The following is a 22,736-nucleotide window of genomic DNA, read 5'->3' on the forward strand; positions in this document are numbered from 1 at the left end:
CTTATTTACCTTTTGGCTTTTTTTGAGTAGATGACACTGTAAGATTCTTACGTCCCTTATCACGTCTTCTCTTAAGAAGTTTTTTTCCACCTTTAGTTGCCATCTTTGATCTGAAACCATGTTTTTTAAGACGCTTTCCAACTTTGGGCTGATATGTTCTTTTCATAGGATTTATTTAAGTTTTTTTAAATTTCGCCCTTTATAGTAATTATATGTATAAATAGCAAATAGAAGATTTTATAATACTACCAGTTAATTATGGAAAAATCAAAAAAAGTTAAGATAACTTTAGGTTTATTTTATCTTCTAGTTGTTTCATCATTTTTATACTTTTTTTTATCAAAATTCACCTTTGAAGAATTAACTAGCTACGAATTTATCAAAAATAACAGGGATTATTTTTTTGGATTTAAGCAAACTAATTTATTTTTAATCTCTTTAGTATTCTTAATATCTACAATTATTTGGGTTGTCATGGCTGGATTTGGCTTACCAGCCGCACTCCTAGCAGGGTTTATTTTTGGTAAGTGGCTTGGAATATTTGTTTTAATAATTGGAATGACTATCGGTGCAACGATTTTATACATGCTTGGTAATTATTTTTTTAAAGAAGTAATTAAAGAAAAGTTTTTAAATAGGTTTAAAAATTTAGAAATAAAATTTAAGAAATCAGAATTTATTTATCTTTTAGCCTATAGATTTATAGGAGGAATTCCTTTCGCACTGTCAAATGTATTGCCTTGTATTTTCAATGTTAAGGTAGCCAATTTTTTTTGGGCAACATTAATAGGACTAACACCACAATTATTTTTGCTTGTTTCAATTGGAAGTGGGCTTGAAAAAATTATAGAACAAAATTTAGAGGCTCCGAGAATTATAGACTTAATATATTCGCCAGATATATATATTCCAATGCTTGCGTTTGTGGCATTAATAATAATCACAATTATAGCTAGAAAAATATTCTATAAGAATTAGTCTGGTGCCCCCACCAAGAATCGAACTTGAAACTTATCCTTACCATGGACATGTTATACCATTTAACTATAGGGGCTATTTTGGTATTTATTGAAGTATTTCTATAATAAATCATTTTTTTCAAAATATTGCCTTAATTTTTTTCATATAATGATTTATATCTAGCGGAGGAAAATTTTATGGGAATTCATTACGATTATAAATCTACTAAAGGCAACAAGCTAATGGAAAAGCAAGCTAAGAGAGAAAAGAAGCTTGCAGAAAAAAGAGCAAAGCGTGAAGCTAAAGAAGGTCCAAAGGTACAAGAGGAGCCAGAAGAAATTTTAGATGCATCAAAACCTATCACTTTAGATTTTTTAACCAATCCAGACAAATAATGATTGATAAAGAAAAAAATGAAAGATTAAGTTTAGCGCTTAAAAAAAATCTTAAAAAAAGAAAAATCTTTCAAAAAAAAAATAAGAAGAAAAGTAAATAATGTCAGTACTTTCCGATAAATCTATAAGAAAACTTGCGCTCGAAGAGGAAATGATTTCTCCATTTGTAGACAAGCAGGTACGAGATGGTAAAATTTCTTATGGTCTAAGTTCATTTGGTTATGATGCAAGGGTAGCAGATGAATTTAAAATATTTCATAATGTAAACTCTTCTATTGTTGATCCTAAAAAATTTACTTCAGATAATTTTGTTACAAAAAAAAGCTCTGATTATATTATTATCCCTCCAAATTCCTTTGCCCTAGGAACAACAATAGAAGTGTTTAAAATTCCAAGGAACATTATGTGTATTGTTGTTGGTAAAAGCACATATGCAAGAACTGGAATTATAGTTAACGTAACACCGATTGAATCAGAATTTTTTGGTACCGTTACCCTAGAATTTTCAAATACCACTCCACTCCCTGCAAAAATATACGCAAACGAAGGAGTTGCTCAATTCTTATTTCTAAAGGGAGATCAGGCTCCAGAAACTTCATACGCTGATCGTAAAGGTAAATATATGGGCCAAACTGGAGTAACTTTACCAAAAGTATAATAATGAAAAAATTAGAAGTCTTTGGAGCAGCAAAGCTCAAGGGGCAAATTAGAATTTCAGGTTCTAAAAATGCGTCTCTGCCAATCTTAGCTGGAACTTTATTATCAGATAAAAGGATATCTTTAAAAAATCTACCTAAGGTAAAAGATATTGAAACAATGATACTATTGTTAAAGTCCTTAGGCTCATCTATTGAAGATAATAAAAAAACACTAATTATTAATAACAACAAGCAAACTAAAACTTTTGCAGCTTATAGTTTGGTTAAAACTATGAGGGCAGGGATATTAGTTTTGGGACCATTGCTTGCGAAGTTTGGTAAAGCAAAAGTATCTTTACCAGGTGGCTGTGCGATTGGTACAAGACCTGTTGATATTCACTTACAAGCACTATCAAAACTTGGAGTAAAATATAAAATTATACAAGGTTATGTTCATGCAAATGCCCCAAAAGGATTAATTGGAGCAAATATCAAATTCCAAAAAATTTCAGTTGGTGCCACTGAAAATTTAATTATTGCATCATGTTTAGCTAAAGGAAAAACAACATTATCAAATTGTGCAATAGAGCCTGAAATTAAAGACTTAGTTAATTTTTTAATTAAGTTAGGTTGTAATATTAAATGGGCTGCAAAAAGAACCATTAAGATTGAAGGCGTAAGCAATCTAAAGGAAATAAAATATCAGGTAATGCCAGACAGAATAGAGGCAGGTACTTACTTAATTGCCGCTGCTTTAACTGAAGGAAATCTAAAGATTGTAGGAATGGATCCAAAAATTATTAGCACAGAAATCAATATTTTGAAAAAAATAGGTGCAAAAATTATTCAAAAGAAAAATGAAATACTTATTCAAGGAAGTAAAAAAATTAAAAGTATAAATATTAAAACATCTCCTTATCCAAATTTTCCAACGGATCTACAGGCGCAAATGATGGTACTACTATGCAAGGCTAATAAGAAATCTTATATTAGAGAAGAAATATTTGAAAACAGATTTATGCACGTAGCAGAGTTAAATAGAATGGGAGCAAAAATTTCTATCAATGGAAATAAAGCGACAATAGAGGGAAATATTAAATTTGAAGCAGCAGAGCTAATGGCAACAGATTTAAGAGCGTCTGTCTCTCTAATACTTGCTGCACTCACAGCCAAAGGAAAGTCTGTAATTAATAGAATATATCACCTTGATAGAGGGTACGAGAACATAGAAAAGAAGTTAAAAAAAGTAGGCGCCAAAATTAGAAGAGTTAATTAATGGAAAAAAAATATTTATCAAAAATTATTGCAAATGATAATGAAGGTTTGCAAATGATTTCAGCATGTTGTGCTGGAGCTGAGATCAAAGTTAGCGAAATCAAATATCTTCAAAAAAATAAGGTTTTCTTATTATCTTTAAAGCGAACAAAAATTGAAACAGAAAATGAGGGTAAAAAAATAAATAGTATCTGTAAATTTGAGTTTGTAGATAATGTTAAATCCAAGAATATAAAACAAGACGATGTTGACCAAAAACTTGAATTGATAACTATGGATTATTTAAAAAATAATGACAATTATGAGATTAGCTTAATTTTTACTAATAATGCATATATAACTTTATCGACAGAAATAATTGAAGTAACTCTTGATGATCAAAATAAAATTGATTAATGATTAAAATATTAGACAGTAAAATTAAAAACTTTGATGTAGCTTTAGATAAACTGCTATCTAAACGAAAAAATAAAGTTCAGCTTAACTCAGCTTCAGTTACTAAAATTATTAAAGATGTTAAAAAAAATGGTGATAAAGCTGTTTTAAAATATGAAAAAAAATTTAACAAAAATAGTATTATTATTCCAAATCCTAAAAAAATAACTAAAGTTATAAAGTCCCTAGACCCAAAAGTTAAAAAAGCAATCGATCTTGCTTATAATAGAATTTATAAATTTCACTCTTTACAAAAATTCAAAGATATTTCTTATACTGACAAATTACAAAATAAATTGGAATATAAATATGTTCCAATTGAATCGGTTGCAATTTATGTGCCAGGTTCAACGGCTTCATACCCATCAAGTGTTTTAATGAATGCAATTCCAGCTCTTGTTGCGGGCGTTAAAAGACTGGTGATGATTAATCCAGGTCAAAAAGGTAAACAAAATCCGGCCGTATTATACGCCGCAAGAAAATGTAAAATTAAAGAAATCTATTCAATAGGTGGGCCATCAGCGATTGCAGCAGTTGCATATGGTACTAAAAAAATTAAAAAAGTTGATAAAATTGTAGGCCCTGGAAACTCTTATGTAGCAGCTGCCAAAAAAGAAGTCTTTGGTGATGTAGGAATTGAAGGGATGATTGCTGGACCTTCAGAGGTGACAATAGTATGTGATAAGTTCTCAAATCCAGAATGGATAGCAAGTGATCTTATAGGGCAAGCAGAACATGATAATCTTGCTCAATGTATTTTAATTTCAAAAGATAAATTAATTATCAAAAAAGTTAATGAAGAAATTAATAAACAATTGAAAGATCTACCAAGAACAACAATTGCAAAAAGTAGCTTGATTAATAATGGAATTTTAATTCATATGTCATCTGATCAAAAAATTATTGATACTGTAAATAAAATTGCACCAGAACATTTAGAGCTTAATATTAAAAACTATAAAAATATGGTTGGAAAAATTAAAAACTCAGGATCTATTTGTTTAGGTAAGTATGCTGTAATGGCTATGACGGATTATAATGTTGGTTCTAATCACGTATTACCAACTAATTCGTCGGCAAGATATTCAAGTGGTGTTAGTGTTAATGAGTTTTACAAAAGAATTTCATATATAAATCTATCAAAAAAAGGGATTGAAACCCTTGGTCCATCAGTTATAACACTTGCAAACTACGAGGGTTTAGTGGGACACGCTAGATCAGTAGAAAAAAGAATTAGGAGAAAATAAATTTGTCAAAACAAGAAATGCTGTCGTTCTCAGGAATTGTTGAGGATCTACTTCCAAACGCAATGTTCAGAGTTAAATTAGAAAATGGCCATATTGTTACAGCGCATGCTGCTGGCAAATTACGTAAGAATAGAATTAGAGTACTTCAAGGTGATAAGGTTCAAGTAGAAATGACGCCTTACGATTTGACCAAAGGTCGTATCACTTTTAGAGGTTAATATGGGGCCCTGTAGCTCAGTTGGTAGAGCATCGGATTGAAAATCCGTGTGTCACTGGTTCGAGTCCAGTTGGGGCCACCACCACCTCTCTAAAAAATTTAAAAATAAGGTTAACGTCTTTTTATATTTATGTGTTGAAAATTATTCTTAATTGTCTAAAAGATTGCTCATGATTATAAATACTACATATAGAGAGACTTCAAGAAGTACTCATAGACTTTGTTTCCATAGCCTTTAGGCTATTTATTTATAATATAATTTTAAATCCACACAAAAATAATATAAAAACAAGGAATGCCTGCGTAGTATAACGGTTAGTACGATAGTTTGTGGAACTATAGGATTTGGTTCGATTCCAAGCGCGGGTACCAAAAAAAATGAATAAAGAAAATAAACTAATTCCCGGGTTACCCTCAGGATTTGAAGACCGATGGGGCAAGAAATTAACTCTAAAGAAAAAGTTAATTAATATTATTGAAACTAATTTTATAAAATTTGGTTTTGCTGCTCTTGAAACTCCTTCATTTGAAATTTCAGAAAATATCGGATCATTTCTTGCAGATGATGATAGTAATTCTATGTCTGACGTATTCTCATTTAAAGATGGTGATAAAAATATTACTCTTAGATATGATCTATCAAGTCCGTTAGCTAGATTTGTTGCTCAAAACAATCAAGAATTACCTTTACCTTATAAAAGATATCAAATGGGTGATGTCTGGAGAAATGAAAAAGCAGGTAATGCTCGTTATAGAAGCTTTTTACAATGTGACGCCGATATAGTTGGTAACGTTAACCCAGCTCAAGCAAATGCTGAACTATGTAATTTAATTGCAAGTACACTTCTTGCCTGTGGTTTAAAAAAAGATCAGTTCATAGTTAACATTAGTAATAGAAAAATTGTTCAAGGTTTAATTGAAGACCTTAAAATATCTGAAGACAAAAAGATAAAGGTTATGAGAGCAATTGATAAGCTTGATAAACCTGGCTTTGGAATAAGAGGCGTTGAAGATTTATTAAAAAAAGAAAGAGTAGATGTAAGTGGAGCAGTTACAAAAGGTGCTGACTTAACTGATGATGAAGCTTCACAAATTATTAACTTTTTAAAAGTAAAAGATTTAAAAGAATTAAAAAAAAATTTAAAAAACCCTTTATCTCAAGAAGGAATTAGAGAGTTAGAAGACTTATTGAAAATTGTAAGTTATGGAGATTATTTAGATCAAATAAAGACGAACTTTACAATTGTTAGAGGGCTTGCTTATTATGATGGGTTTTGTGTTGAAACAAATTTAAATTTCAAGACAACAAACAACAAAGGTAAAGAAGTTGATATAGGAAGTATTTGTTCTGGCGGACAATATAATAAATTAATTTCAAGATTTAAGGGAGTTGATATTCCTGGAACTGGAATGAGCATTGGAGTTGACCGATTATTATTTGCAATGATGCAACTTGATCAAATTGAAGTTGATGAGAAAAAACCAGCTATTATTTGTGTAATGGATGAAAAGTATTTAAAAAATTATTATGAGATTTTAAAAGTTTTAAGAGATAATGATATTAACTCTGAAATATTTTTAGATAGTAAGAAAAATCTAGGCAAACAGTTAACATATGCGAATAAAAAAAAATGCCCGGTAGCTGTTATTTGTGGTGAAAATGAATTTAAAGATAATACGATTACTTTAAAAAACCTTTTAGGAGTTAAGGGTGAAAACAACCAGGTTACATTTTTAAAAGAAAATTTAATTGATGAAATCAAAAAATTTATCTGAAAAAATCCTTAGATCAGTTAAATCTAAAGGGTTTAAATATATTGATTTACCTTCAGTAATTGAAGCTGATCATATTGTACAAAGATCAGGAGAGAGTTTTAGAAAATTTATTTTTTCATTTATTGATCAAAATGGTAGTGAGCTTTGTCTAAGACCAGATCTAACCATTGCATCTTGCTTGAGATATTTAGAAAATAACCTTAAAGGAAAAGAGAAAATATTTTATAGCGGTCAGGCTTATAGAAAATCAAATAATAAAAAAGATTCTATTATTAGAGACCAAGTTGGTTTTGAGATCATTGGTTCTAAAGATGAAAAAAAAGATGATAAGGAAATTATTAATACAGCCTTAAAATCTCTGTCTAATTTACAATATTCATCAGGAACTTTAAAAATTGGTAACGTTGAGATTTTCAATTTATTAATTTCAAAACTAGATATCCCAAAAAGATGGAAATTAAGACTTTCAAGACATTTTTGGAGAGAAGACTATTTTAATGATTTACTAAGAAGGTTAGAAACGAACTCTGATGTAGACCCAATAATTGTTGAGGTTGATAAAAAGAGATATCAAAAAATGTTAAAAGATAATCAGCAAACAGTAGTTGCTGGTAGATCAATTGAAGAAATCTTAAAGAGATTTGATAATAAGATTAAAGATCCAAGAAGAGCCAGTAGAGGTAAAAACGTTTCAAAAATTATTAAAGAGTTTTTAAAAATTAATTGTCCAATAGGACAAGCAGCTAAAAAACTTAATATCTTTTTTAAAAAAAATAAAATTAATTTAGTTGTGGATCAAAAATATTTTCCAACTTCATTAAATAAAACTCAAAAACTAAATATAGAGTTTTCAACATCTTTTGGACGTCAATTGGAATATTATACAGGTATGGTTTTTAAAATTGATATTAAATCCAAATCTAAAAATATCAATATTTGTAACGGTGGAAGATTTGATAAATTAATTTCAGACCTTGGATCAAAAAAACAAGTTCCAGCAGTAGGAGCTGCTTTAAATTTAAACTACTAATGACAAAAAATATTATTAACATTGGAATTCCAAGCAAAGGCAGATTGAGAGCTGATATCTTAAAAATATTTAAAAAAAATAAATTAAATTTAGTCTCAGAAAGAGGTGAAAGAGATTTATTGGGATCTATTAAAAACTTAAAGAATGTTAAAGTATTATATCTTCATGCAAGAGAGATAGTTGAAAGACTTGGAGATGGTTCTTTAGATCTTGGCTTTTCTGGATATGATTTATTAAAAGAAAGTGAAGTTAATATCCAAAAGAAGATAAGTGTTGTGAAGAATTATGGATTTGGCAAAGCAACATTGGTTGTTGCTATTCCAGACCCTTGGATTGATGTTCAAACAGTTGCTGATTTAGAAGAAATTGCTTTTGAATTTAAAGATAAAAAGAAAAAAAGATTAAGAGTGGCAACAAAATATCCCAATTTAACAAGAGAGTTTTTGTTTTCAAAAGGAGTTACTCAATTTAAGTTAGTTAGCAGTTTAGGCGCAACTGAAGCATATCCTTTTACTGGGTCATCTGAAATTATAACTGACATTACTTCATCTGGTGAAACTCTAAGAGCGAATAACCTTAGAATTCTCAAAGATGGTGAAATTTTAAAGTCAGAAGCCTGCATGATGGCCTCAAAATCTTCTCTAAAAAATAGTCTGGTTAAAAAATTAGTTAAGTTACTTTCTAAGTAAAGTATCCTTAACGTAAATTAAAATAATCCTAATAATATCAAGGTTTCTAAGTACTGCATAAGTGGCAACAATAGCTCCTATGATAAGTAGTATTTTTAGTATTAAGATTAATTCCATAGAGGGAGTTTTAAATAATTACATATATAAATCAAATTTTTACTATAAAATATCTCATAGAATCATGGATAGTATTTTATTAACTTTATTAGTTTTATTGCTTGTAGCTACATTAGGCATTCTTTATCTAAACTTAAGATCTAAGCCAAAAGATGAGAGCGAAAATAAAGAAGCTGAGGAGATGGCCAATTTAAAGACAGAAATTACTTCATTAAAAGATACTTTAAATACTACTATTAATACTTCATTAGGTTCTATGTCGACTTCATTTACCGCTCTATCAACTGGAGTGACTAAAGATATGACAGAGGCCTTAACAAAAGTTGATGAAAAAGTAGGAAACTTTAATAGTCAGGTCGAATTATTAAATAAAAGCCAAGAAGGTATAACAAAAATTTTAGCTGGAGTTAAAAAATATGGAACTCTTGCAGAGTTTTCATTGGATGCTCTAATCAAAGACTTATTACCTGCCTCTCAATTCATGACTAACGTTAAGATGAAAGAAGATACAGGTGAAAATGTAGAATTTGCAATCAAACTTCAGGGTGATGTAATGGTGCCTGTAGACTCACATTTTCCAGTAGAAAAATTTAAAGCAATTACCGATGGGTATGATGCTGATGATAAAAAAGCTGTTGCAGATGCAAGAGCAAAATTAGCTGTTGCATTTAAAGCAAAAGCTAAAAGTGTTAATGAAAAATATATTGTTCCACCAAAAACTACAGATTTTGCAATTGTTTATGCCCCAACTGAAAGTTTATATAAAGAATTAACTGAATACCAAGATCCAACTACTAAAGAATTATTAACTCAAGAATTAATGAAAAAATATAAAATTGTAATCTGTGGTCCAAATACTCTTTCTGCTTATTTGCAATCTTTGCACATGGGCTTTCAATCTTTAAAAGTTCAAAAGGGTGCAACAGAAATTTATGATCATTTAAAAACAATTAGCTCAAGATTTGGAAAACATTTTGATAATATAGTTTCTCTTAGAAAAAAATTAGAAGAAGCAATGATTGTTGTTGATAAGTTTGGAACAGATGCAAGATCAATCAGCAGAAGCCTAGAAAATATTAAAGATCCCGAACAAGTTGATAAAGCTATTCAAACAGAAAATGTAGAAAAATTTGTTGACCATTCAAAACAAGCAAAAAATTAATTTCTTTTTTCCCTCAATACCGCTTATAATAAACTATATGCAGTGGAATAATAAATTTACTTATCCAAAATCCATGAGATCAATGGTGAGTGGCTCAAGAATGTATGCTGTAAATCAACAAAAACTTCCATCGGTAACTTCCATATTACAAGCAACACAAAGTGAGGAAAAAAAAGCATCTCTTGCAAATTGGAAAGTAAGAGTAGGAGCTGCTGAAGCAAATAGAATTAAAAATGATGCTTCAAGTAGAGGCACATCAATGCATTCTCATTTAGAAAAATATCTATTAGGTCAATTAAATTTAGAATTATTAGAAGAAGAAAATAAATCTAAAAAAATGGCAGATGAAATTATTGAACAAGGAATTAAAAATAAATTGTCAGAGATTTGGGGAACTGAAGCCACATTGTACTATCCAGGAAAATATGCTGGAACGTGTGATGCTTGTGGAGTTTATGAGGGGCAAGAAACTATCATTGATTTTAAACAGTCCAATAAACCAAAAAAAGAAGAGTGGATTGAGGACTATTATCTTCAATTAGGGGCTTATTCATTAGCTCATAACGTTGTTTATAACTCAAACATCACCCAAGGAATTGTCCTGTTATGTACGGTTGATAATTTATTCCAAGATTTTAGAATTCAAGGTGTTAAACTAGAAGAATATCAAAATAAGTTTTTAGAAAAAGTCGAACAGTACTATCACCAAAGGAATACCAACTAATATGAATTTAGCAATATGGGACATTGAATCTAGTAGTGCCAATACTTCATGGGGAAGCATTATTGAAGTAGGTGGTATTTTAGTTGACCCAAATTTTAAAGAATTAGATCGTTTTAATTTTAGATGTAGATTGCCAGAAGGAGAGGTTCCTCAAGCAATGGCTTTAATAGTTAACAAAACTAGTGTTGATTTATTAACTAAAGGAAATTTAAGTCACTACCAAATGTTATCTCAATTAGAAGCAACATTTAAAAAATGGAGCCCAGCAATGTTCATGGGTTGGTCAAACATTGGCTTTGATGACGAGATGATAAGAAACGAATTCTTTAGAGGAATTAGATATCCGTATATTACAAATGCAACTCCCAACAAAAGACATGATGGTTTAAACATTGCAAGAGGTGCTCATGCAGTTGATGAAAGTGTTGTAAAAACAGAAATAAATGCAAAAGGTAATGCAGTTATGAAACTAGAATCGTTAGCAAGAATGAATGGATTTGAATCTAGTGGAGCTCACTCAGCTTTGTTTGATGCAGAGTTAACTGTCAAGGTTTTAGGTTTAATTAAAAAAAATCAACCCCAAACTTGGGATACATTTTTAAGAACAGCAAACAAGAATGATACCGAGACAATATTTAAAACAGAAAAAATGTTTACATTGGCGGAATATCATTTTGGTAAAAATTATAGATTTGTAGTTGCACCACTTCATCCAAAACATTGTATTCATCCAATCTATCAGTGGGGCCAAGCTTTTGATCTTAAAATTGATCCAATTCCACTATTCGATATGTCAATCTCTGAACTTAAAAGTGCTATTAAAAAATTAAAGTTTCTAAGAACTATACGATCAAACAAAGCTCCTATAATTTTAGATGCAAGTTATGGACTACAAGTTGAACCATATAGCAAACTTGATCCTGATTTAATTAAAGAGCGTGCAAAATTAGTAAATAGTAATGAGAAATTTTCTCAAAACGTTTTAATGGCATTACGAGAAACTGCTGAAGAAAAAGCTCAATTTGATTCACAAGTTGATTTATTAGCAGAGGAGACAATTTATAAAAAATTTACCCCTCAAAAAGACACAGCTTTATTTCCAAAATGGCACGCAGCATCTTGGAAAGATAAATTAATATTATTAGATAAATTTGAAGATGAGAGAATGGTAAGTTTTGGAAAAAAGATAATATATCAAGAATCACCAAAGATACTGCCTGCTGATATGTTTAAGACTATTAAACGTGGAATAGCCGAAAGAATATTGAGCGACGAGAAGGAAAAATGGTGGACATGCAAAGAATTTTATTTTGAGTGTGATAATTTAAGAGATAGATATACCAACGAAAAAGATGAGAAAAAGCTCAAGTTTTTAGACGAAATTAACGAGTTTGTTGAAGGTATTCAGAAAAAATACGAGCAGGCATAATTGACTTTTGTTAATTAACTAAAAAAATCCCTTTTTACATATTGAATAAATAGAATAAAAATTTATATAAGAAGCATGCTTATTGATTTTAAAGATGAAAACTGGGAAGATAAAATTAAAAATGAAGACACTTGTGTAATTCAATTTTCGGCAATTTGGTGTGCGCCCTGCCAAAGTTTAAAGCCAGTGATGTCTGCACTTTCAGACAAATATCAAGATAAGGCTAATTTTTATTATGCTGATATTGAAGATGGAGCACTAAATTTAGGTAGCTCTATGGGAGTACGTGGTGTTCCCTCAACAATTATTTTTAAAAAAGGTGAAGAGATAGATAGATTAGTTGGAAATCCAGGTGAAGCTAAGGTTAAAGAATTTTTAGATAAAAGTATTTAGTTTAAATTTAAAACTTCTCCCGCAAGATATAAAGATCCTGTAATTAAGACAATATCATTTTCCTGAAGATCAATTGATCTAATCGCATTTTCAACTGAATTCTTATATTTTATATTTTCATAATTTTTAATTTTTTCTTTAAGTTTATTTCCCTTAATAGCATTTGGTTGATTTGGAATATCAATTGTTGTTAAAGATTTAATATCTTTAAAGTAACTCATATACTCGTTATGATCTTTGTTTGCCATCATTCCTAATATAATATGTATTTTACAATTTAAACTTTGAAGATATTCATTTAATACTTTTGCGCCAAGTGGGTTATGAGATCCGTCTATAAATAATAGATTATTCTTAACTAAATTTTTTAGTTTTCCAGATTCTAATTCTTGTAGTCGTGCAATACTTTCTATTTTAGTAATACCACTCTTAATATGCTCATCAGTTATCTTGTAATCTGTTAGCTGTCTTGCAGTTGCAATCGCTGTAGAAATATTTTCTAATTGAAATTTACCGGGTAAATTTGGTTTTGGAAGTTTCAAACCTCCAAACTCATCTTCAAAATAAAAGAAATCATTTTCTTTTAAGGTGAAGTTGTAGTTTTTATTAAAGATTATTTTTTTAGAAGAATTATCTTTAATTGTATCTTCAATACTTTTGTTAATTTCATTTGAACTTTGTTTTGCGACAATGATTTTAGAATTTAATAAAGTTGATGTTTTTTCATATATAATTTTATCAACTGTTTGCTCTTCTTTTGGAAGCCAATCTAAATGATCAAGACCAATGGCCGTCACAATACTTGCCAAGTTTTTCTTTAAAATATTAGTCGCATCAAATCTATGAAATAGGCCTGACTCAATTAAGTTAATGTTTTTGGGGTATTTTTTAGCATAATGAAGGTAAGAAACGGTTAAAATTTCAAAGAAAGTAATTTGTGCCCCATTATTCGCTTCTTCTATTTCAGAAAAAAGGTTAGCCAATTCATCATCTGTTAAAGGTTTGTTATTAAAAACAAATCGTTCATTAATAATTTTAATATGTGGACTTGTATAGATATTGCACTTGTAATTTGCTTCTTTTAAAATTGCATAAAGAGCTTGGATGGTTGAAAACTTGCCATTTGTTCCAACAATAGAAATACAATTAATCTGATCTTGGGGATTACCCAATTTTTCTAAAAGATTTCTAGTTCGATCTAGACTTAGATCTATTTCCTTAGGATGCAGCTTTTGTAAGCGTTCTACTATCTTCTGAAGTTTCATTTTCTGATGAATTTATATCAGAATTTTTCTTTAACAATATTGATAATAATGAACCTAATTTTTCTCTAAGGTCTTTTCTTTCAACAATTAAATCCACAAATCCTGTTTTTTCAACATATTCACTCCTTTGAAAGCCCTCGGGTAATTCTTCTCTAACAGTTCCTTGAATTACACGTGCGCCTGCAAAAGCTATCAGGGCACCTGGCTCTGCTAAATGAATATCACCCAACATTGCATATGATGCTGTAATACCACCCGCAGTTGGATCGGTTAAAACAACAATATAGGGGAGGTTATTCTTTTTAAGTTCATTAATTGCCAAAGTAGTTCTAGTCATTTGTGAAAGTGAAATTAATGATTCCATCATTCTCATTCCACCACCTGAAGTGAAAACTACAAAAGGTTGTTCATTTTCGATAGCATGTTGAATTCCATATAAGAAAGCTTCACCTTCTGCTGCACCAATTGAGCCACCTACAAAATCAAAGTCAGATGCAATGGCAGTAATCTTTATAGTGTTAATATTAGTGTTGATTACCATCATTCCACAGTCCATACCCGTTTTTTTTCTAGCAGTTTTTAATCTGTCTTTATAAGATTTAGAGTCGCTCCAATTTAAAGGGTCATCTTGAGGAATTGGAGTTTTTAAAACCTCATAATTATTTTTGCCAAAAATAACATCAAATCTTTGACGAGGACTTATTCTATGGTGTTTATTACAAGATGGACAAACCCATAAATTATCTTCTAAATCTTTTTTTAAAATTGGACCCTTACAACAAGATGTCCAGTCACTGTTAGCAATCTCTTCTTTACTTGCACGTTCTTTAATTATTCTTTTTATTTTTTCACCAAAACGTAGAGTTTTTTTAATCCAATTCATGCAATTTTGTTTCTTAATCTTTTTACAATATTAGTTACATTTGTGACAGGATTTTGTCTCTTTTCGATTGATTTTGATATTTCTTTACACAAAGCGCTTCCAACTACTAATCCATCAGCCTTTCTTAGTGATGCTATTGTCTTTTCAGTAATTCCAAACCCGATTACAATATTTTTATTTTTATTTAGACTTTTGATTTTATTGTATCTCTCAAGAATTTTTTTAGGTAAAACTTTTAGTTTACCACCTGTTGTTGAGAGCATACTGATGTAGTACACCATATCATGAGAATCTTTTATAATTTTTTTCATTCTATTCAGTGAAGTAGTGGGTGAGACTAATTGAATAAAACTAATATTTTTCCTCTTACACTTTTTGGCAAAATTTTTATTTTCTGGATAAGGTAAATCAACAACAATTAATCCATCAACGCCAACTTTTTTACAGATATTAATAAAGTTGTTATCACCATATTGATAAATCATATTGTAGTAACCCATCAGAATTACAGGTTTTGTATGTTTTGATTTTTTAAAATCTTTTACTATTGAAAAAACATCTTTAATTTTAATACCATTTTTTAAAGCCCTATAAGCACTTGATTGAATTTGTCCACCATCTGCGATTGGAGTGTTGTGAGGAAAGCCTATCTCGCAAATATCAGCATAGTTTGCAATTGATTTTAATATTTCTAATGATCTTTTTTTACTATTATCACCTGCGACGGTGTAGGTAAGTAAAGCCGGTCTTTTTTCATTTTTAGTTTTTTTAAATGCTAAGTTAATTAAAGACATCTTAGTTAACTTTCCCCAATCTTGCTTTTAAAATATCTCGATCTTTTTTAGCGTCACCACAAGAGTTTACTATAATGATTGTATCTTTACTTAGCTTGGGAGCAATTTTAATTGCTTCTGCAAAAGCATGACTTGGCTCTAAACTTGGGTTAATTTTCTCAAGTTTTGTTACAAGTTTATAAGCATTTAAAGCACCCTCATCTGTTGCAGATGTATATCTTGCTCTTTTAACATCTTTTAAGAAACAATGAATAGGAGAAACACCTGGATAATCTAATCCAGCCGAAATAGAGGAGGTATCATTAATTTGACCCTCATTGTTTTGACAAACATAGGCAGCAGCACCGTGTAGTATTCCAAGTTTAGCTCCATTTGTCAGAGGTGCAGCGTGAAGTTTGGAGTTTTTTGGACCACCCGCCTCAACACCAATTAATTCAATTTGTTTTTTGTTATAGTCCATAAATTCACTCCAAAAACCGTATGCAGAACTTCCACCACCTACACAGTTAATAAGTTTAATTTTTTTTGGAATCTTTTTAAACTCAGATTGAATTTGAAGTTTTAATTCTTTAGAAATTTGAGCCGTACTCCAACCACAAATTTTAACAAATATATTTGGACCTACAGTTGAGCCAACACACATGTGAGTATTATCGCAGTTAGAAACCCAATATCTCATGCACTCACTAACAGCATCAACTAATGTTTGGCTTCCTGAGTAAACAGGTACAACTTCAGCACCATTTTTTTTCATTGAATCAACATTTGGCTTTTGTCTCTTTATGTCTTTTGCACCCATGAATATTTTACACTTAAGACCAAACTTCTTAGCAGCCATACTTAACATTTTACCAGCATAACCGGCACCGGTATCACCTACGACATATTTTTTACCTGCCTTTTTAGCAATAAGACAATGAACAGTCGCATTATATATTTTGTGAGCCCCTCCGTTAGCCTCAGATACCATTTTGGTGTATATCTGAGCTCCTCCTAGATAGCTAGATAGGTTTTGAAGTTTTATAAATGAAGTGGGTGAGCCTATATAGTTCTTAAAGTAGTAATCTCTTTCCTTGAGAAATTTTTTGTTATACCTAAGTTTTTCAAAAAGAATTGTTAAATCTTCAACGGGTTTTTTCAATGTCTCAGGGATGAAATTACCACCAAACTTACCACCCCAAAAACCATTTTTATCGTGCTGATCAATTAAGGGAATTTTTTTTTTAAGCTTCATCATTAATTTGTTTAATTTTGTCTAAAAAAATATTTATTTTTGTAACATCTTTTAATCCAGAAGTTTCTAGACCTCCAGAAATATCTATAATGTCTGCTATTTCTTTATAATTTTCAAGATTATCTTCAATCTGTATATTTCCTGCTAACATTAATTCCTTATTAACTTTAAGATTTTTAATTAATTGATGATCAAAAGATATACTTTTCTCATAACCTTTACTGTCAAATAATATAATATCTGCTTGTTCATTGTATTTTATATATTTTACAACATCATTTTGATCTTTGACAGTAATAGCAACTATAATTTTTCTATTATATTTTTCAATGATAGATTTTACCTCTGCTGGGGTGCAATCGTAAATTTGATAATAATCAAATGGTAAATTTTTTATTTTCTCAAGAATATTTCGATCAGGACGAACTAATACTGCAACATATTTAGAATCTTTTTTATCTACTTTCAGTAGTTCTTTAATTTTATCATATTCAACAAATCTTGTAGATTTTGGATAATTAACAATAAAGCCAATATATTGAGGTGGATTAGGATGCGCCGTTAAATATTTTAATGTTTCAGAATCAGAGATTCCACAAATTTTTGATTTCATCTAATCTACCGATGAAAGGATATTTTTTATATTTTCTTTTGGGTTACCTTTGGTGATGGGTCTACCAATTATCAGACAATCACTTCCTTCTTTAATAGCTTCATTGGCAGTCATAGTTCTTTTTTGATCATCTTTTGCATTTCCCATTCTAATCCCTGGAGTAAAGCATTTAAGTTTTGGTGCAATTTCTTTAATCATTTTAATCTCGAGTGGGCTACAAATAACCCCATGCAGGTCAGCTTCCATTGCAATCTTAATTAGCTTTTTAACCTGATCTTCAATTTTATTATTAAAACCTAAACTGTCTAAATCCTCATCACTAAAACTTGTTAAAACAGAAACACCTAATAAATTTAAATTAATTTCCTTCGCAGCTTGATTTGCAGCCCTAAGAGCATCCAATCCATTTAGAAGATGAACTGTTGCATAATGTACATTTAAATTTTTAAGTGCTTTTACCGATTCAATTAATGTATTTTTGATATCAAAAAATTTTCCATCATAGAAAATAGGCTTTTTAAATTTTGAAAGCTCCCTTATTTCTTCAGGACTCCTTTGAGTGATGTACTGTAAGCCAATTTTAATTCCTGAAATATCTTCATGAATTAGTTCTAATAAACCTAATATTTCTTTTTGGCTTGATACATCACAGGCTACGAAGATATTTTTATTCGTCATTGTTTAATTTTTTAAACATTTCCTTAGCCATTTTAAAGTGAATAGTTTTTTTTTCTGGTGTATTTACTTTTTCTCCAGTTTTAGGGTTTCGTGATATTCTAGCTTTCTGAATATTTGTTGAAAACATACCAAAACCTCTTAATTCAACTCGATCACCACGTTTAAGAGCTTGTTTAATTTCATTTAGAACTACTGATAAAACTTTCTCAAGGTCTTTTTTGAGGAAATTTGGATATGATTTTTTTAGTTGGTCTAGAAGCTTTGATTTTACAATGGCCAATTTTTATTCTTCTTCTTTTTTCTTTTTCTCTAAATCATCAGATAATGACGAGAAAGGTAAGTTTTTACCGCTCGCCTCTGAGCCATATGTATCTAATGCCACTTTTCTTTCAATTTCTTCAAGCAATTTAATACTTAATGTAGCTTTTCTTTTGTCTAAATCTAATTCTTGGATTGCACAGTCAATTCTCTCACCACCTGTAAATCTTGCTGGTCTAGCATCAGCTGCATTAATAGCTATTGCAGTTTTTTTAATGATAAAATCCATTTCACATCCCTCAGGCCTAACAACTAAACCTTTGTTGTCTGATGAAATGATTTTAACAGTAATAGCTTGTTTAACTTTTTTATCATTAAACCAACTAAACGGATCTGGTTGTGTTTGACGCAAGCCAACTCTGACTTTTTGTTCAGCTGCCTTAACCTCTAATACTTTTACTTTTAATTTATCACCAATTTTGTGTTTGGCCAATTCTTCTTCTGCATTTGTAAGATAAGTAAGATCATTACAGTGTAAGAATGCATCAATATCTAATCCATCAATGTTTAAAAAAATAGAATATTCATTTTTGCTAGCAACTTCACCTTCAACCTCAGAACCTACAGGATATTTACTTTCAAATGTTTCAAAAGGGTTTTCAGTTGTTAAACGATGTGATATTGCAACTCTTCTTTTTTCTTTATCAATTTCAGTGATAATACAATCAATCTCATCACCAACCTTAAACATTTTTTTCGCTGATAAATTTTTTTTAGTCCAGCTTAATTCACTTGAGTGTAATAAAGTGGATAATCCTTTTTCAAGTTCACAAAATGCACCAAAGTCCATTAACTTAACAACCTTAACTTTGTAGATTTTGTTTAATTCATAATTTGAAATATTTTCAAAAGGATCAGGTGAAAGCTGCTTAACTGAACAACCAACCTGCAATTTTTCTTTATCTACTGTAATTACTAATAAATCATGTTTTTCACCAATTGTAAAAACCTCATCAGGGTGATTAACTCTTGAATAAGAAATTTCTTGAAGGTGTACTAATACATCAAGCTCCCCATTAACACTAAAGAAACAACCAAATGAACTATAGCCTTTTACTTCAGCTCCTTTAATTACATCTCCAACTTTGAATTTTTCAACAATTTTAATTTTATCTTCCTTTTTAAAAGATGAAATAATTTCCCTTCTAGAAACACAAGCGTTTCCTCTAACTTTGTCTAATTTAATAAGTGCAAACTTTTGAGGCTCATTCATTAAATGGCTAATATCTTTTAATGGTTTATCTGAAATTTGTGATCCTGGCAGGAACATTAAAGATCCAGTATCGATATGTTCTACAATGCAGCCACCTTTTACACGTCCAGTAATTTTACCCATGATAGGTTGATTTTTTTCATAAGCCTCAACAAGTTTATCCCAACCTTGAATTTTTTGTGCTTTAGAAGCTGATACTAAAACTTCACCTTTTTTATCCTCTAGTCTTTCAAGAAGAACTGAAATTGTTTCACCTACTTTTGCTTTATCAAGCATACCCATACTTTTTAATTCATTGATATCTAAGATTGGTTCAGATTTTAAACCAGGCACTTCAAGAAATACAAAATTTTCAGTTACTTTATTTACTACACCAGTAATTATTTTTCCCTCTTCAAGGTTTGCTGTTTTTGTAAATTGGGAATTTAATAGTTGTTCGAATTCTTTTGAGGCAGCAGTGTCTAAGTTATTGTATATTTCCATTAAGAGTTAATTTTTTTATCCATTATTTGTTTTATTTTTAAAAAGCATGATCTTTTAGATTCATTTTCAGAAGATATCAAGTATTGATCCTTTGTTCTTTTTAAAGGTGAAATCTTTCTATTATAGTCACTTTTATCACGTTTTTTGATGCTTTTTAGTACTTCATTGAGGGATATTTTTTTATTTAATCCTTTTAGCTCTTTATATCTTCTAAGCGCTCTAGTTTTAGCGCTTGCTGTTATAAAAAATTTAAAGTCAGCCTCTGGCATGATATTATATGTGATATCTCTTCCATCAATAATGGAGCCTTTATATTTTTTTGGAGGATTGTAAGCACATTTCATTTGAAAGTTATGTGCTAGTTTTCTGATTTTAATATCTTTTGCAATTACCGAAGCCATACTACCGACATCATCAGATAAAAGATTTTTACTCTGCAAGTCAGACATCTTTAAAGTTTTCATTTTTTTTGAAACAAAAGAGTAGTTAAATTTTTTTGGATCTTTTATTTTTAAATGGGCTAGTAGACGATAAATTTTTCCAGAATCAAGATACAAAAGTTTATAATGTTTAGAGATTAATTTCGCTTGTGTGCCAGCTCCAGCAGCCGCAGGTGAATCAATCGCCACTTGTATGCATGTTTTTTTATATTTTTTCATATTAATTTATTTATCATTTATTTTTTTAATTATTTTTAAAAAAGAAGGAAATGAAGTATTTATTGAATCTTTGTCATGAATTTTCCATTGTCCACCAAAAGTTAAAGCAGCAATTGTACTCATCATAAAAATCCTATGATCTTTTAGATAATTTTTAATTATAATTGGTTTTGTAATTTTTAAATTAGGTTGACCATGAATTTTAATCGAGTCTTTTGTTAATTCTGTTTTAATACCCATCATATTTAAAATTTTAGAACCCAAGTTTAATCTTGGACTTTCTTTTTGGTTTAACTCAGAAACATCTTTAAAATAAGAAATTCCTTTTGCTTTTGCAGCTACTAAAAAAATAACTAAAAACTCATCTATGGCGCTACTATTTAATTCTGATGGGCAATTTATAGCTTTAAGATTACTTGAACTTAAAATTAAAATATCAGCAATTTTTTCACCTTTATAATTCCTTGGATTTTTTAATAATATTTTAGCTCCCATTTTTTTTAAAATAGTAATTACTCCTATCCTTGAAGGGTTAATGTTTACATCTTTAATTAAAAGCCTTGAATTATAAGCAAGAGTTGTAAGCACCATAAAAAATGCACTCGAGCTTATGTCTCCTGGGATTTTATAGTTAAATGCTTTAATTTTTTTTGGTGGCTTTATATTTATAAAATCATATTTTTTAGTTTTTTTTATTTTAATAGGTATTTTTAAATATTGAAAAAGTAACTCAGAATGGTTCCTTGATTTTTTTGCTTTAATAGATGTTGTGCCTGATGCATTAAGCGCTGCAAGCATCACACTACTTTTGCATTGTGCGGAACCTTTATTCTCTAAATATTTTATACCTTTTATAGATTGAGACCCCAAAATAGATAAAGGCAGTTTATTTTTTTTTATATAATAAAATTTTGCTCCAAATTTTTCTAAAGGTAAAGTTACTCTTGAAAAATCTCTTTTAGATAAACTTTTATCACCAATTAATTTTATTTCTTGTGGCGATTTGATTAATAAACCTAACAATAATCTTCCAAGTGTTCCTGAGTTTCTTGCGTTTAATGTTAAGTTTTTTTTATATCTAAAGCCATTAATTCCATTTCCTAGTATTTCACAATAGTTTTTATATTTTCTTACTTTTACTCCCAATCTTTTTATAGAATCTAATGCTGCAAGAACATCTTCGGACATTAAAAGATTATAACCCTTTGATTTTCCTATAGCTTGAGATGCAAGTAAGACCCACCTGATACTTAAGCTTTTATCACCACTAACTTTTATCTTTTTATTAAAATCTTTAATTCTATTTTTAATAAATAATATTTTTGACATTTATTAATTGAATTTAAAAGAGTCCCCAAAATAAGCATTTTTGGCTTCTGTATTATTTATTAGATCATTAGGAGTTCCTTGAGCTATTATTTTGCAATTTGATAAAATTATAGCAACATCAACACATGATAAGAGGTCTCTTGCTTGATGATCGCAGATACAAATAGTTATATTGCTTTCAGTTTGAAGGCTAACAATAATTTCTTGAAGCATTTTTATTGTAAGAACATCAAGTGCTGCAAAACATTCGTCAAGAAGAAGTACTTTTGGCTCACTTAATAAAGCGAGGGCAATTACTAATTTCTTTTTTTGACCTCCAGATAAAAATTTTGCTTTTATATTTCGCACAGCATCAAGTTCAAACTTAGCAATTAAAAGGTCTATTTTATGGTTAATTAAATTATTGTCTTCAATAACTATTTCAGCAATTGCTTTTAAATTTTCTAATAAGGTAAGATCACTAAAATACCCACCATATTGAGGAACATAGCCAATTTTAAATTTTGTTGTCCTTAGGTATATTGGGTAATCAAGCACATCTATTCCATCAAATTTAATTTCTCCATAGTCTGGTTTAATTAATCCGGTTATTAAGTTGAAAATTGTTGATTTTCCAACACCATTGGGACCGAGCATTCCTAAAATTTCACCATGATTAATTTTAAAACTTACATTATCTAAGATTTTTCTATCACCAAATGATAATGATATATTTTCTAAAGAGATTATAGGTCGAGGACTTTTAAAAGATTTAATTCTAAATTTTTTAATTATGCCCAT

26 protein-coding genes and 3 tRNA genes are annotated in these 22,736 nt (G+C 29.7%); 16 read left to right on the plus strand and 13 right to left on the minus strand.

Annotated elements, in window-relative coordinates; translation table 11 throughout:
* Position 1 precedes the first annotated feature (1 nt).
* A complete protein-coding gene (gene rpmH, locus AC5YF9_RS00355; protein WP_415304099.1) occupies positions 2-166 on the minus strand; it encodes a 50S ribosomal protein L34 in 165 nt (54 codons plus the stop codon).
* A 92-nt stretch (positions 167-258) separates the two neighbouring features.
* On the opposite strand from rpmH, the gene AC5YF9_RS00360 reads away from it, so the two are divergent.
* On the plus strand, positions 259-978 hold the full coding sequence (locus tag AC5YF9_RS00360) for a TVP38/TMEM64 family protein (protein ID WP_415304100.1): 720 nt from the start codon (positions 259-261) through the stop codon (positions 976-978).
* Positions 979-980: 2 nt separating this feature from the next.
* Here the strand turns inward: AC5YF9_RS00360 and AC5YF9_RS00365 are convergent.
* Positions 981-1,054: transfer RNA gene (locus tag AC5YF9_RS00365), tRNA-Thr, on the minus strand.
* A gap of 103 nt (positions 1,055-1,157) precedes the next feature.
* Between AC5YF9_RS00365 and AC5YF9_RS00370 the strand changes: the two genes are divergently transcribed.
* The 15 genes from AC5YF9_RS00370 to AC5YF9_RS00440 all read left to right on the plus strand — a co-directional run bounded on the left by AC5YF9_RS00370 (position 1,158) and on the right by AC5YF9_RS00440 (position 12,487).
* Positions 1,158-1,355 (plus strand): hypothetical protein, encoded by a 198-nt coding sequence (locus tag AC5YF9_RS00370; RefSeq protein ID WP_415304101.1) that lies wholly within the window; start codon positions 1,158-1,160, stop codon positions 1,353-1,355.
* A gap of 100 nt (positions 1,356-1,455) precedes the next feature.
* On the plus strand, positions 1,456-2,013 hold the full coding sequence (gene dcd, locus AC5YF9_RS00375) for a dCTP deaminase (RefSeq protein ID WP_415304102.1): 558 nt from the start codon (positions 1,456-1,458) through the stop codon (positions 2,011-2,013).
* Positions 2,014-2,015: 2 nt separating this feature from the next.
* Positions 2,016-3,269 carry a UDP-N-acetylglucosamine 1-carboxyvinyltransferase gene (murA, locus tag AC5YF9_RS00380; RefSeq protein WP_415304103.1) on the plus strand — a complete coding sequence of 418 codons (1,254 nt, stop codon included), beginning with the start codon at positions 2,016-2,018 and terminating at the stop codon, positions 3,267-3,269.
* Complete coding sequence (locus tag AC5YF9_RS00385; RefSeq protein WP_415304104.1) at positions 3,269-3,664, plus strand: DUF2948 family protein; 396 nt, start codon at positions 3,269-3,271, stop codon at positions 3,662-3,664. Before murA ends, AC5YF9_RS00385 begins: the two co-directional genes overlap by 1 nt.
* Entirely contained in the window at positions 3,664-4,950 is a 1,287-nt protein-coding gene (gene hisD / locus AC5YF9_RS00390) for a histidinol dehydrogenase (protein WP_415304105.1), read from the plus strand. Before AC5YF9_RS00385 ends, hisD begins: the two co-directional genes overlap by 1 nt.
* Before the next feature lie 2 nt (positions 4,951-4,952).
* Positions 4,953-5,168, plus strand: coding sequence for a translation initiation factor IF-1 (infA, locus tag AC5YF9_RS00395; protein WP_006997427.1), 216 nt, complete (start codon positions 4,953-4,955; stop codon positions 5,166-5,168).
* Positions 5,169-5,173: 5 nt separating this feature from the next.
* Positions 5,174-5,249: transfer RNA gene (locus AC5YF9_RS00400), tRNA-Phe, on the plus strand.
* A 215-nt stretch (positions 5,250-5,464) separates the two neighbouring features.
* Positions 5,465-5,539, plus strand: a tRNA-His gene (locus AC5YF9_RS00405).
* A gap of 6 nt (positions 5,540-5,545) precedes the next feature.
* Positions 5,546-6,943 carry a histidine--tRNA ligase gene (gene hisS, locus AC5YF9_RS00410; RefSeq protein WP_415304106.1) on the plus strand — a complete coding sequence of 466 codons (1,398 nt, stop codon included), beginning with the start codon at positions 5,546-5,548 and terminating at the stop codon, positions 6,941-6,943.
* Complete coding sequence (locus AC5YF9_RS00415; protein WP_415304107.1) at positions 6,921-7,973, plus strand: ATP phosphoribosyltransferase regulatory subunit; 1,053 nt, start codon at positions 6,921-6,923, stop codon at positions 7,971-7,973. The genes hisS and AC5YF9_RS00415 overlap by 23 nt, the downstream gene beginning before the upstream one ends.
* The gene (gene hisG / locus AC5YF9_RS00420; RefSeq protein WP_415304108.1) at positions 7,973-8,662 is read left to right on the plus strand and encodes an ATP phosphoribosyltransferase; all 690 of its coding nucleotides are present in this window, start codon (positions 7,973-7,975) and stop codon (positions 8,660-8,662) included. The genes AC5YF9_RS00415 and hisG overlap by 1 nt, the downstream gene beginning before the upstream one ends.
* A 181-nt stretch (positions 8,663-8,843) precedes the next feature.
* Positions 8,844-9,941: a DNA recombination protein RmuC gene (locus AC5YF9_RS00425; RefSeq protein ID WP_415304109.1), complete on the plus strand. Its 1,098-nt coding sequence runs from the start codon at positions 8,844-8,846 to the stop codon at positions 9,939-9,941.
* A gap of 37 nt (positions 9,942-9,978) precedes the next feature.
* Positions 9,979-10,665 carry a hypothetical protein gene (locus AC5YF9_RS00430; RefSeq protein WP_415304110.1) on the plus strand — a complete coding sequence of 229 codons (687 nt, stop codon included), beginning with the start codon at positions 9,979-9,981 and terminating at the stop codon, positions 10,663-10,665.
* 1 nt (position 10,666) lies between these two features.
* Complete coding sequence (locus AC5YF9_RS00435; RefSeq protein ID WP_415304111.1) at positions 10,667-12,094, plus strand: exonuclease domain-containing protein; 1,428 nt, start codon at positions 10,667-10,669, stop codon at positions 12,092-12,094.
* Between the two features lie 75 nt (positions 12,095-12,169).
* Positions 12,170-12,487, plus strand: a complete 318-nt coding sequence (locus tag AC5YF9_RS00440; protein ID WP_415304112.1) for a thioredoxin family protein — start codon at positions 12,170-12,172, stop codon at positions 12,485-12,487.
* On the opposite strand, the gene AC5YF9_RS00445 is transcribed toward AC5YF9_RS00440, so the two are convergent.
* The 11 genes from AC5YF9_RS00445 to AC5YF9_RS00495 are packed head-to-tail and all read right to left on the minus strand — an operon-like array spanning position 12,484 to position 22,736.
* On the minus strand, positions 12,484-13,752 hold the full coding sequence (locus tag AC5YF9_RS00445; protein ID WP_415304113.1) for a bifunctional folylpolyglutamate synthase/dihydrofolate synthase: 1,269 nt from the start codon (positions 13,750-13,752) through the stop codon (positions 12,484-12,486). The genes AC5YF9_RS00440 and AC5YF9_RS00445 overlap by 4 nt on opposite strands.
* The gene (locus tag AC5YF9_RS00450; protein ID WP_415304114.1) at positions 13,706-14,635 is read right to left on the minus strand and encodes an acetyl-CoA carboxylase carboxyltransferase subunit beta; all 930 of its coding nucleotides are present in this window, start codon (positions 14,633-14,635) and stop codon (positions 13,706-13,708) included. Before AC5YF9_RS00450 ends, AC5YF9_RS00445 begins: the two co-directional genes overlap by 47 nt.
* Positions 14,632-15,429: a tryptophan synthase subunit alpha gene (gene trpA / locus AC5YF9_RS00455; RefSeq protein ID WP_415304115.1), complete on the minus strand. Its 798-nt coding sequence runs from the start codon at positions 15,427-15,429 to the stop codon at positions 14,632-14,634. Before trpA ends, AC5YF9_RS00450 begins: the two co-directional genes overlap by 4 nt.
* Position 15,430: 1 nt before the next feature.
* Complete coding sequence (gene trpB / locus AC5YF9_RS00460; protein ID WP_415304942.1) at positions 15,431-16,663, minus strand: tryptophan synthase subunit beta; 1,233 nt, start codon at positions 16,661-16,663, stop codon at positions 15,431-15,433.
* On the minus strand, positions 16,653-17,276 hold the full coding sequence (locus AC5YF9_RS00465; protein WP_415304116.1) for a phosphoribosylanthranilate isomerase: 624 nt from the start codon (positions 17,274-17,276) through the stop codon (positions 16,653-16,655). Before AC5YF9_RS00465 ends, trpB begins: the two co-directional genes overlap by 11 nt.
* On the minus strand, positions 17,277-17,954 hold the full coding sequence (gene pyrF, locus AC5YF9_RS00470) for an orotidine-5'-phosphate decarboxylase (RefSeq protein WP_415304117.1): 678 nt from the start codon (positions 17,952-17,954) through the stop codon (positions 17,277-17,279). It abuts the gene before it with no gap.
* Entirely contained in the window at positions 17,944-18,234 is a 291-nt protein-coding gene (locus tag AC5YF9_RS00475; RefSeq protein ID WP_415304118.1) for an HU family DNA-binding protein, read from the minus strand. Before AC5YF9_RS00475 ends, pyrF begins: the two co-directional genes overlap by 11 nt.
* Before the next feature lie 3 nt (positions 18,235-18,237).
* The gene (locus AC5YF9_RS00480; protein ID WP_415304119.1) at positions 18,238-19,968 is read right to left on the minus strand and encodes a S1 RNA-binding domain-containing protein; all 1,731 of its coding nucleotides are present in this window, start codon (positions 19,966-19,968) and stop codon (positions 18,238-18,240) included.
* Entirely contained in the window at positions 19,968-20,627 is a 660-nt protein-coding gene (locus tag AC5YF9_RS00485; RefSeq protein WP_415304120.1) for a (d)CMP kinase, read from the minus strand. Before AC5YF9_RS00485 ends, AC5YF9_RS00480 begins: the two co-directional genes overlap by 1 nt.
* Positions 20,628-20,633: 6 nt before the next feature.
* Entirely contained in the window at positions 20,634-21,956 is a 1,323-nt protein-coding gene (gene aroA / locus AC5YF9_RS00490; protein ID WP_496169901.1) for a 3-phosphoshikimate 1-carboxyvinyltransferase, read from the minus strand.
* A gap of 3 nt (positions 21,957-21,959) precedes the next feature.
* Positions 21,960-22,736, minus strand: coding sequence for an ATP-binding cassette domain-containing protein (locus AC5YF9_RS00495; RefSeq protein WP_415304123.1), 777 nt, complete (start codon positions 22,734-22,736; stop codon positions 21,960-21,962).

It is taken from the genome of Candidatus Pelagibacter sp. uisw_098 (assembly GCF_059512505.1).

Excerpts from the sequence above, each read along its gene's own strand:
- rpmH (WP_415304099.1), bottom strand. The coding sequence starts at position 166 with ATGAAAAGAACATATCAGCCCAAAGTTGGAAAGCGTCTTAAAAAACAT.
- AC5YF9_RS00360 (WP_415304100.1), top strand. The coding sequence starts at position 259 with ATGGAAAAATCAAAAAAAGTTAAGATAACTTTAGGTTTATTTTATCTT.
- AC5YF9_RS00370 (WP_415304101.1), top strand. The coding sequence starts at position 1,158 with ATGGGAATTCATTACGATTATAAATCTACTAAAGGCAACAAGCTAATG.
- dcd (WP_415304102.1), top strand. The coding sequence starts at position 1,456 with ATGTCAGTACTTTCCGATAAATCTATAAGAAAACTTGCGCTCGAAGAG.
- murA (WP_415304103.1), top strand. The coding sequence starts at position 2,016 with ATGAAAAAATTAGAAGTCTTTGGAGCAGCAAAGCTCAAGGGGCAAATT.
- AC5YF9_RS00385 (WP_415304104.1), top strand. The coding sequence starts at position 3,269 with ATGGAAAAAAAATATTTATCAAAAATTATTGCAAATGATAATGAAGGT.
- hisD (WP_415304105.1), top strand. The coding sequence starts at position 3,664 with ATGATTAAAATATTAGACAGTAAAATTAAAAACTTTGATGTAGCTTTA.
- hisS (WP_415304106.1), top strand. The coding sequence starts at position 5,546 with ATGAATAAAGAAAATAAACTAATTCCCGGGTTACCCTCAGGATTTGAA.
- AC5YF9_RS00415 (WP_415304107.1), top strand. The coding sequence starts at position 6,921 with ATGAAATCAAAAAATTTATCTGAAAAAATCCTTAGATCAGTTAAATCT.
- hisG (WP_415304108.1), top strand. The coding sequence starts at position 7,973 with ATGACAAAAAATATTATTAACATTGGAATTCCAAGCAAAGGCAGATTG.
- AC5YF9_RS00425 (WP_415304109.1), top strand. The coding sequence starts at position 8,844 with ATGGATAGTATTTTATTAACTTTATTAGTTTTATTGCTTGTAGCTACA.
- AC5YF9_RS00430 (WP_415304110.1), top strand. The coding sequence starts at position 9,979 with ATGCAGTGGAATAATAAATTTACTTATCCAAAATCCATGAGATCAATG.
- AC5YF9_RS00435 (WP_415304111.1), top strand. The coding sequence starts at position 10,667 with ATGAATTTAGCAATATGGGACATTGAATCTAGTAGTGCCAATACTTCA.
- AC5YF9_RS00440 (WP_415304112.1), top strand. The coding sequence starts at position 12,170 with ATGCTTATTGATTTTAAAGATGAAAACTGGGAAGATAAAATTAAAAAT.
- AC5YF9_RS00445 (WP_415304113.1), bottom strand. The coding sequence starts at position 13,752 with ATGAAACTTCAGAAGATAGTAGAACGCTTACAAAAGCTGCATCCTAAG.
- AC5YF9_RS00450 (WP_415304114.1), bottom strand. The coding sequence starts at position 14,635 with ATGAATTGGATTAAAAAAACTCTACGTTTTGGTGAAAAAATAAAAAGA.
- trpA (WP_415304115.1), bottom strand. The coding sequence starts at position 15,429 with ATGTCTTTAATTAACTTAGCATTTAAAAAAACTAAAAATGAAAAAAGA.
- trpB (WP_415304942.1), bottom strand. The coding sequence starts at position 16,663 with ATGAAGCTTAAAAAAAAAATTCCCTTAATTGATCAGCACGATAAAAAT.
- AC5YF9_RS00465 (WP_415304116.1), bottom strand. The coding sequence starts at position 17,276 with ATGAAATCAAAAATTTGTGGAATCTCTGATTCTGAAACATTAAAATAT.
- pyrF (WP_415304117.1), bottom strand. The coding sequence starts at position 17,954 with ATGACGAATAAAAATATCTTCGTAGCCTGTGATGTATCAAGCCAAAAA.
- AC5YF9_RS00480 (WP_415304119.1), bottom strand. The coding sequence starts at position 19,968 with ATGGAAATATACAATAACTTAGACACTGCTGCCTCAAAAGAATTCGAA.
- AC5YF9_RS00485 (WP_415304120.1), bottom strand. The coding sequence starts at position 20,627 with ATGAAAAAATATAAAAAAACATGCATACAAGTGGCGATTGATTCACCT.
- aroA (WP_496169901.1), bottom strand. The coding sequence starts at position 21,956 with ATGTCAAAAATATTATTTATTAAAAATAGAATTAAAGATTTTAATAAA.
- AC5YF9_RS00495 (WP_415304123.1), bottom strand. The coding sequence starts at position 22,736 with ATGGGCATAATTAAAAAATTTAGAATTAAATCTTTTAAAAGTCCTCGA.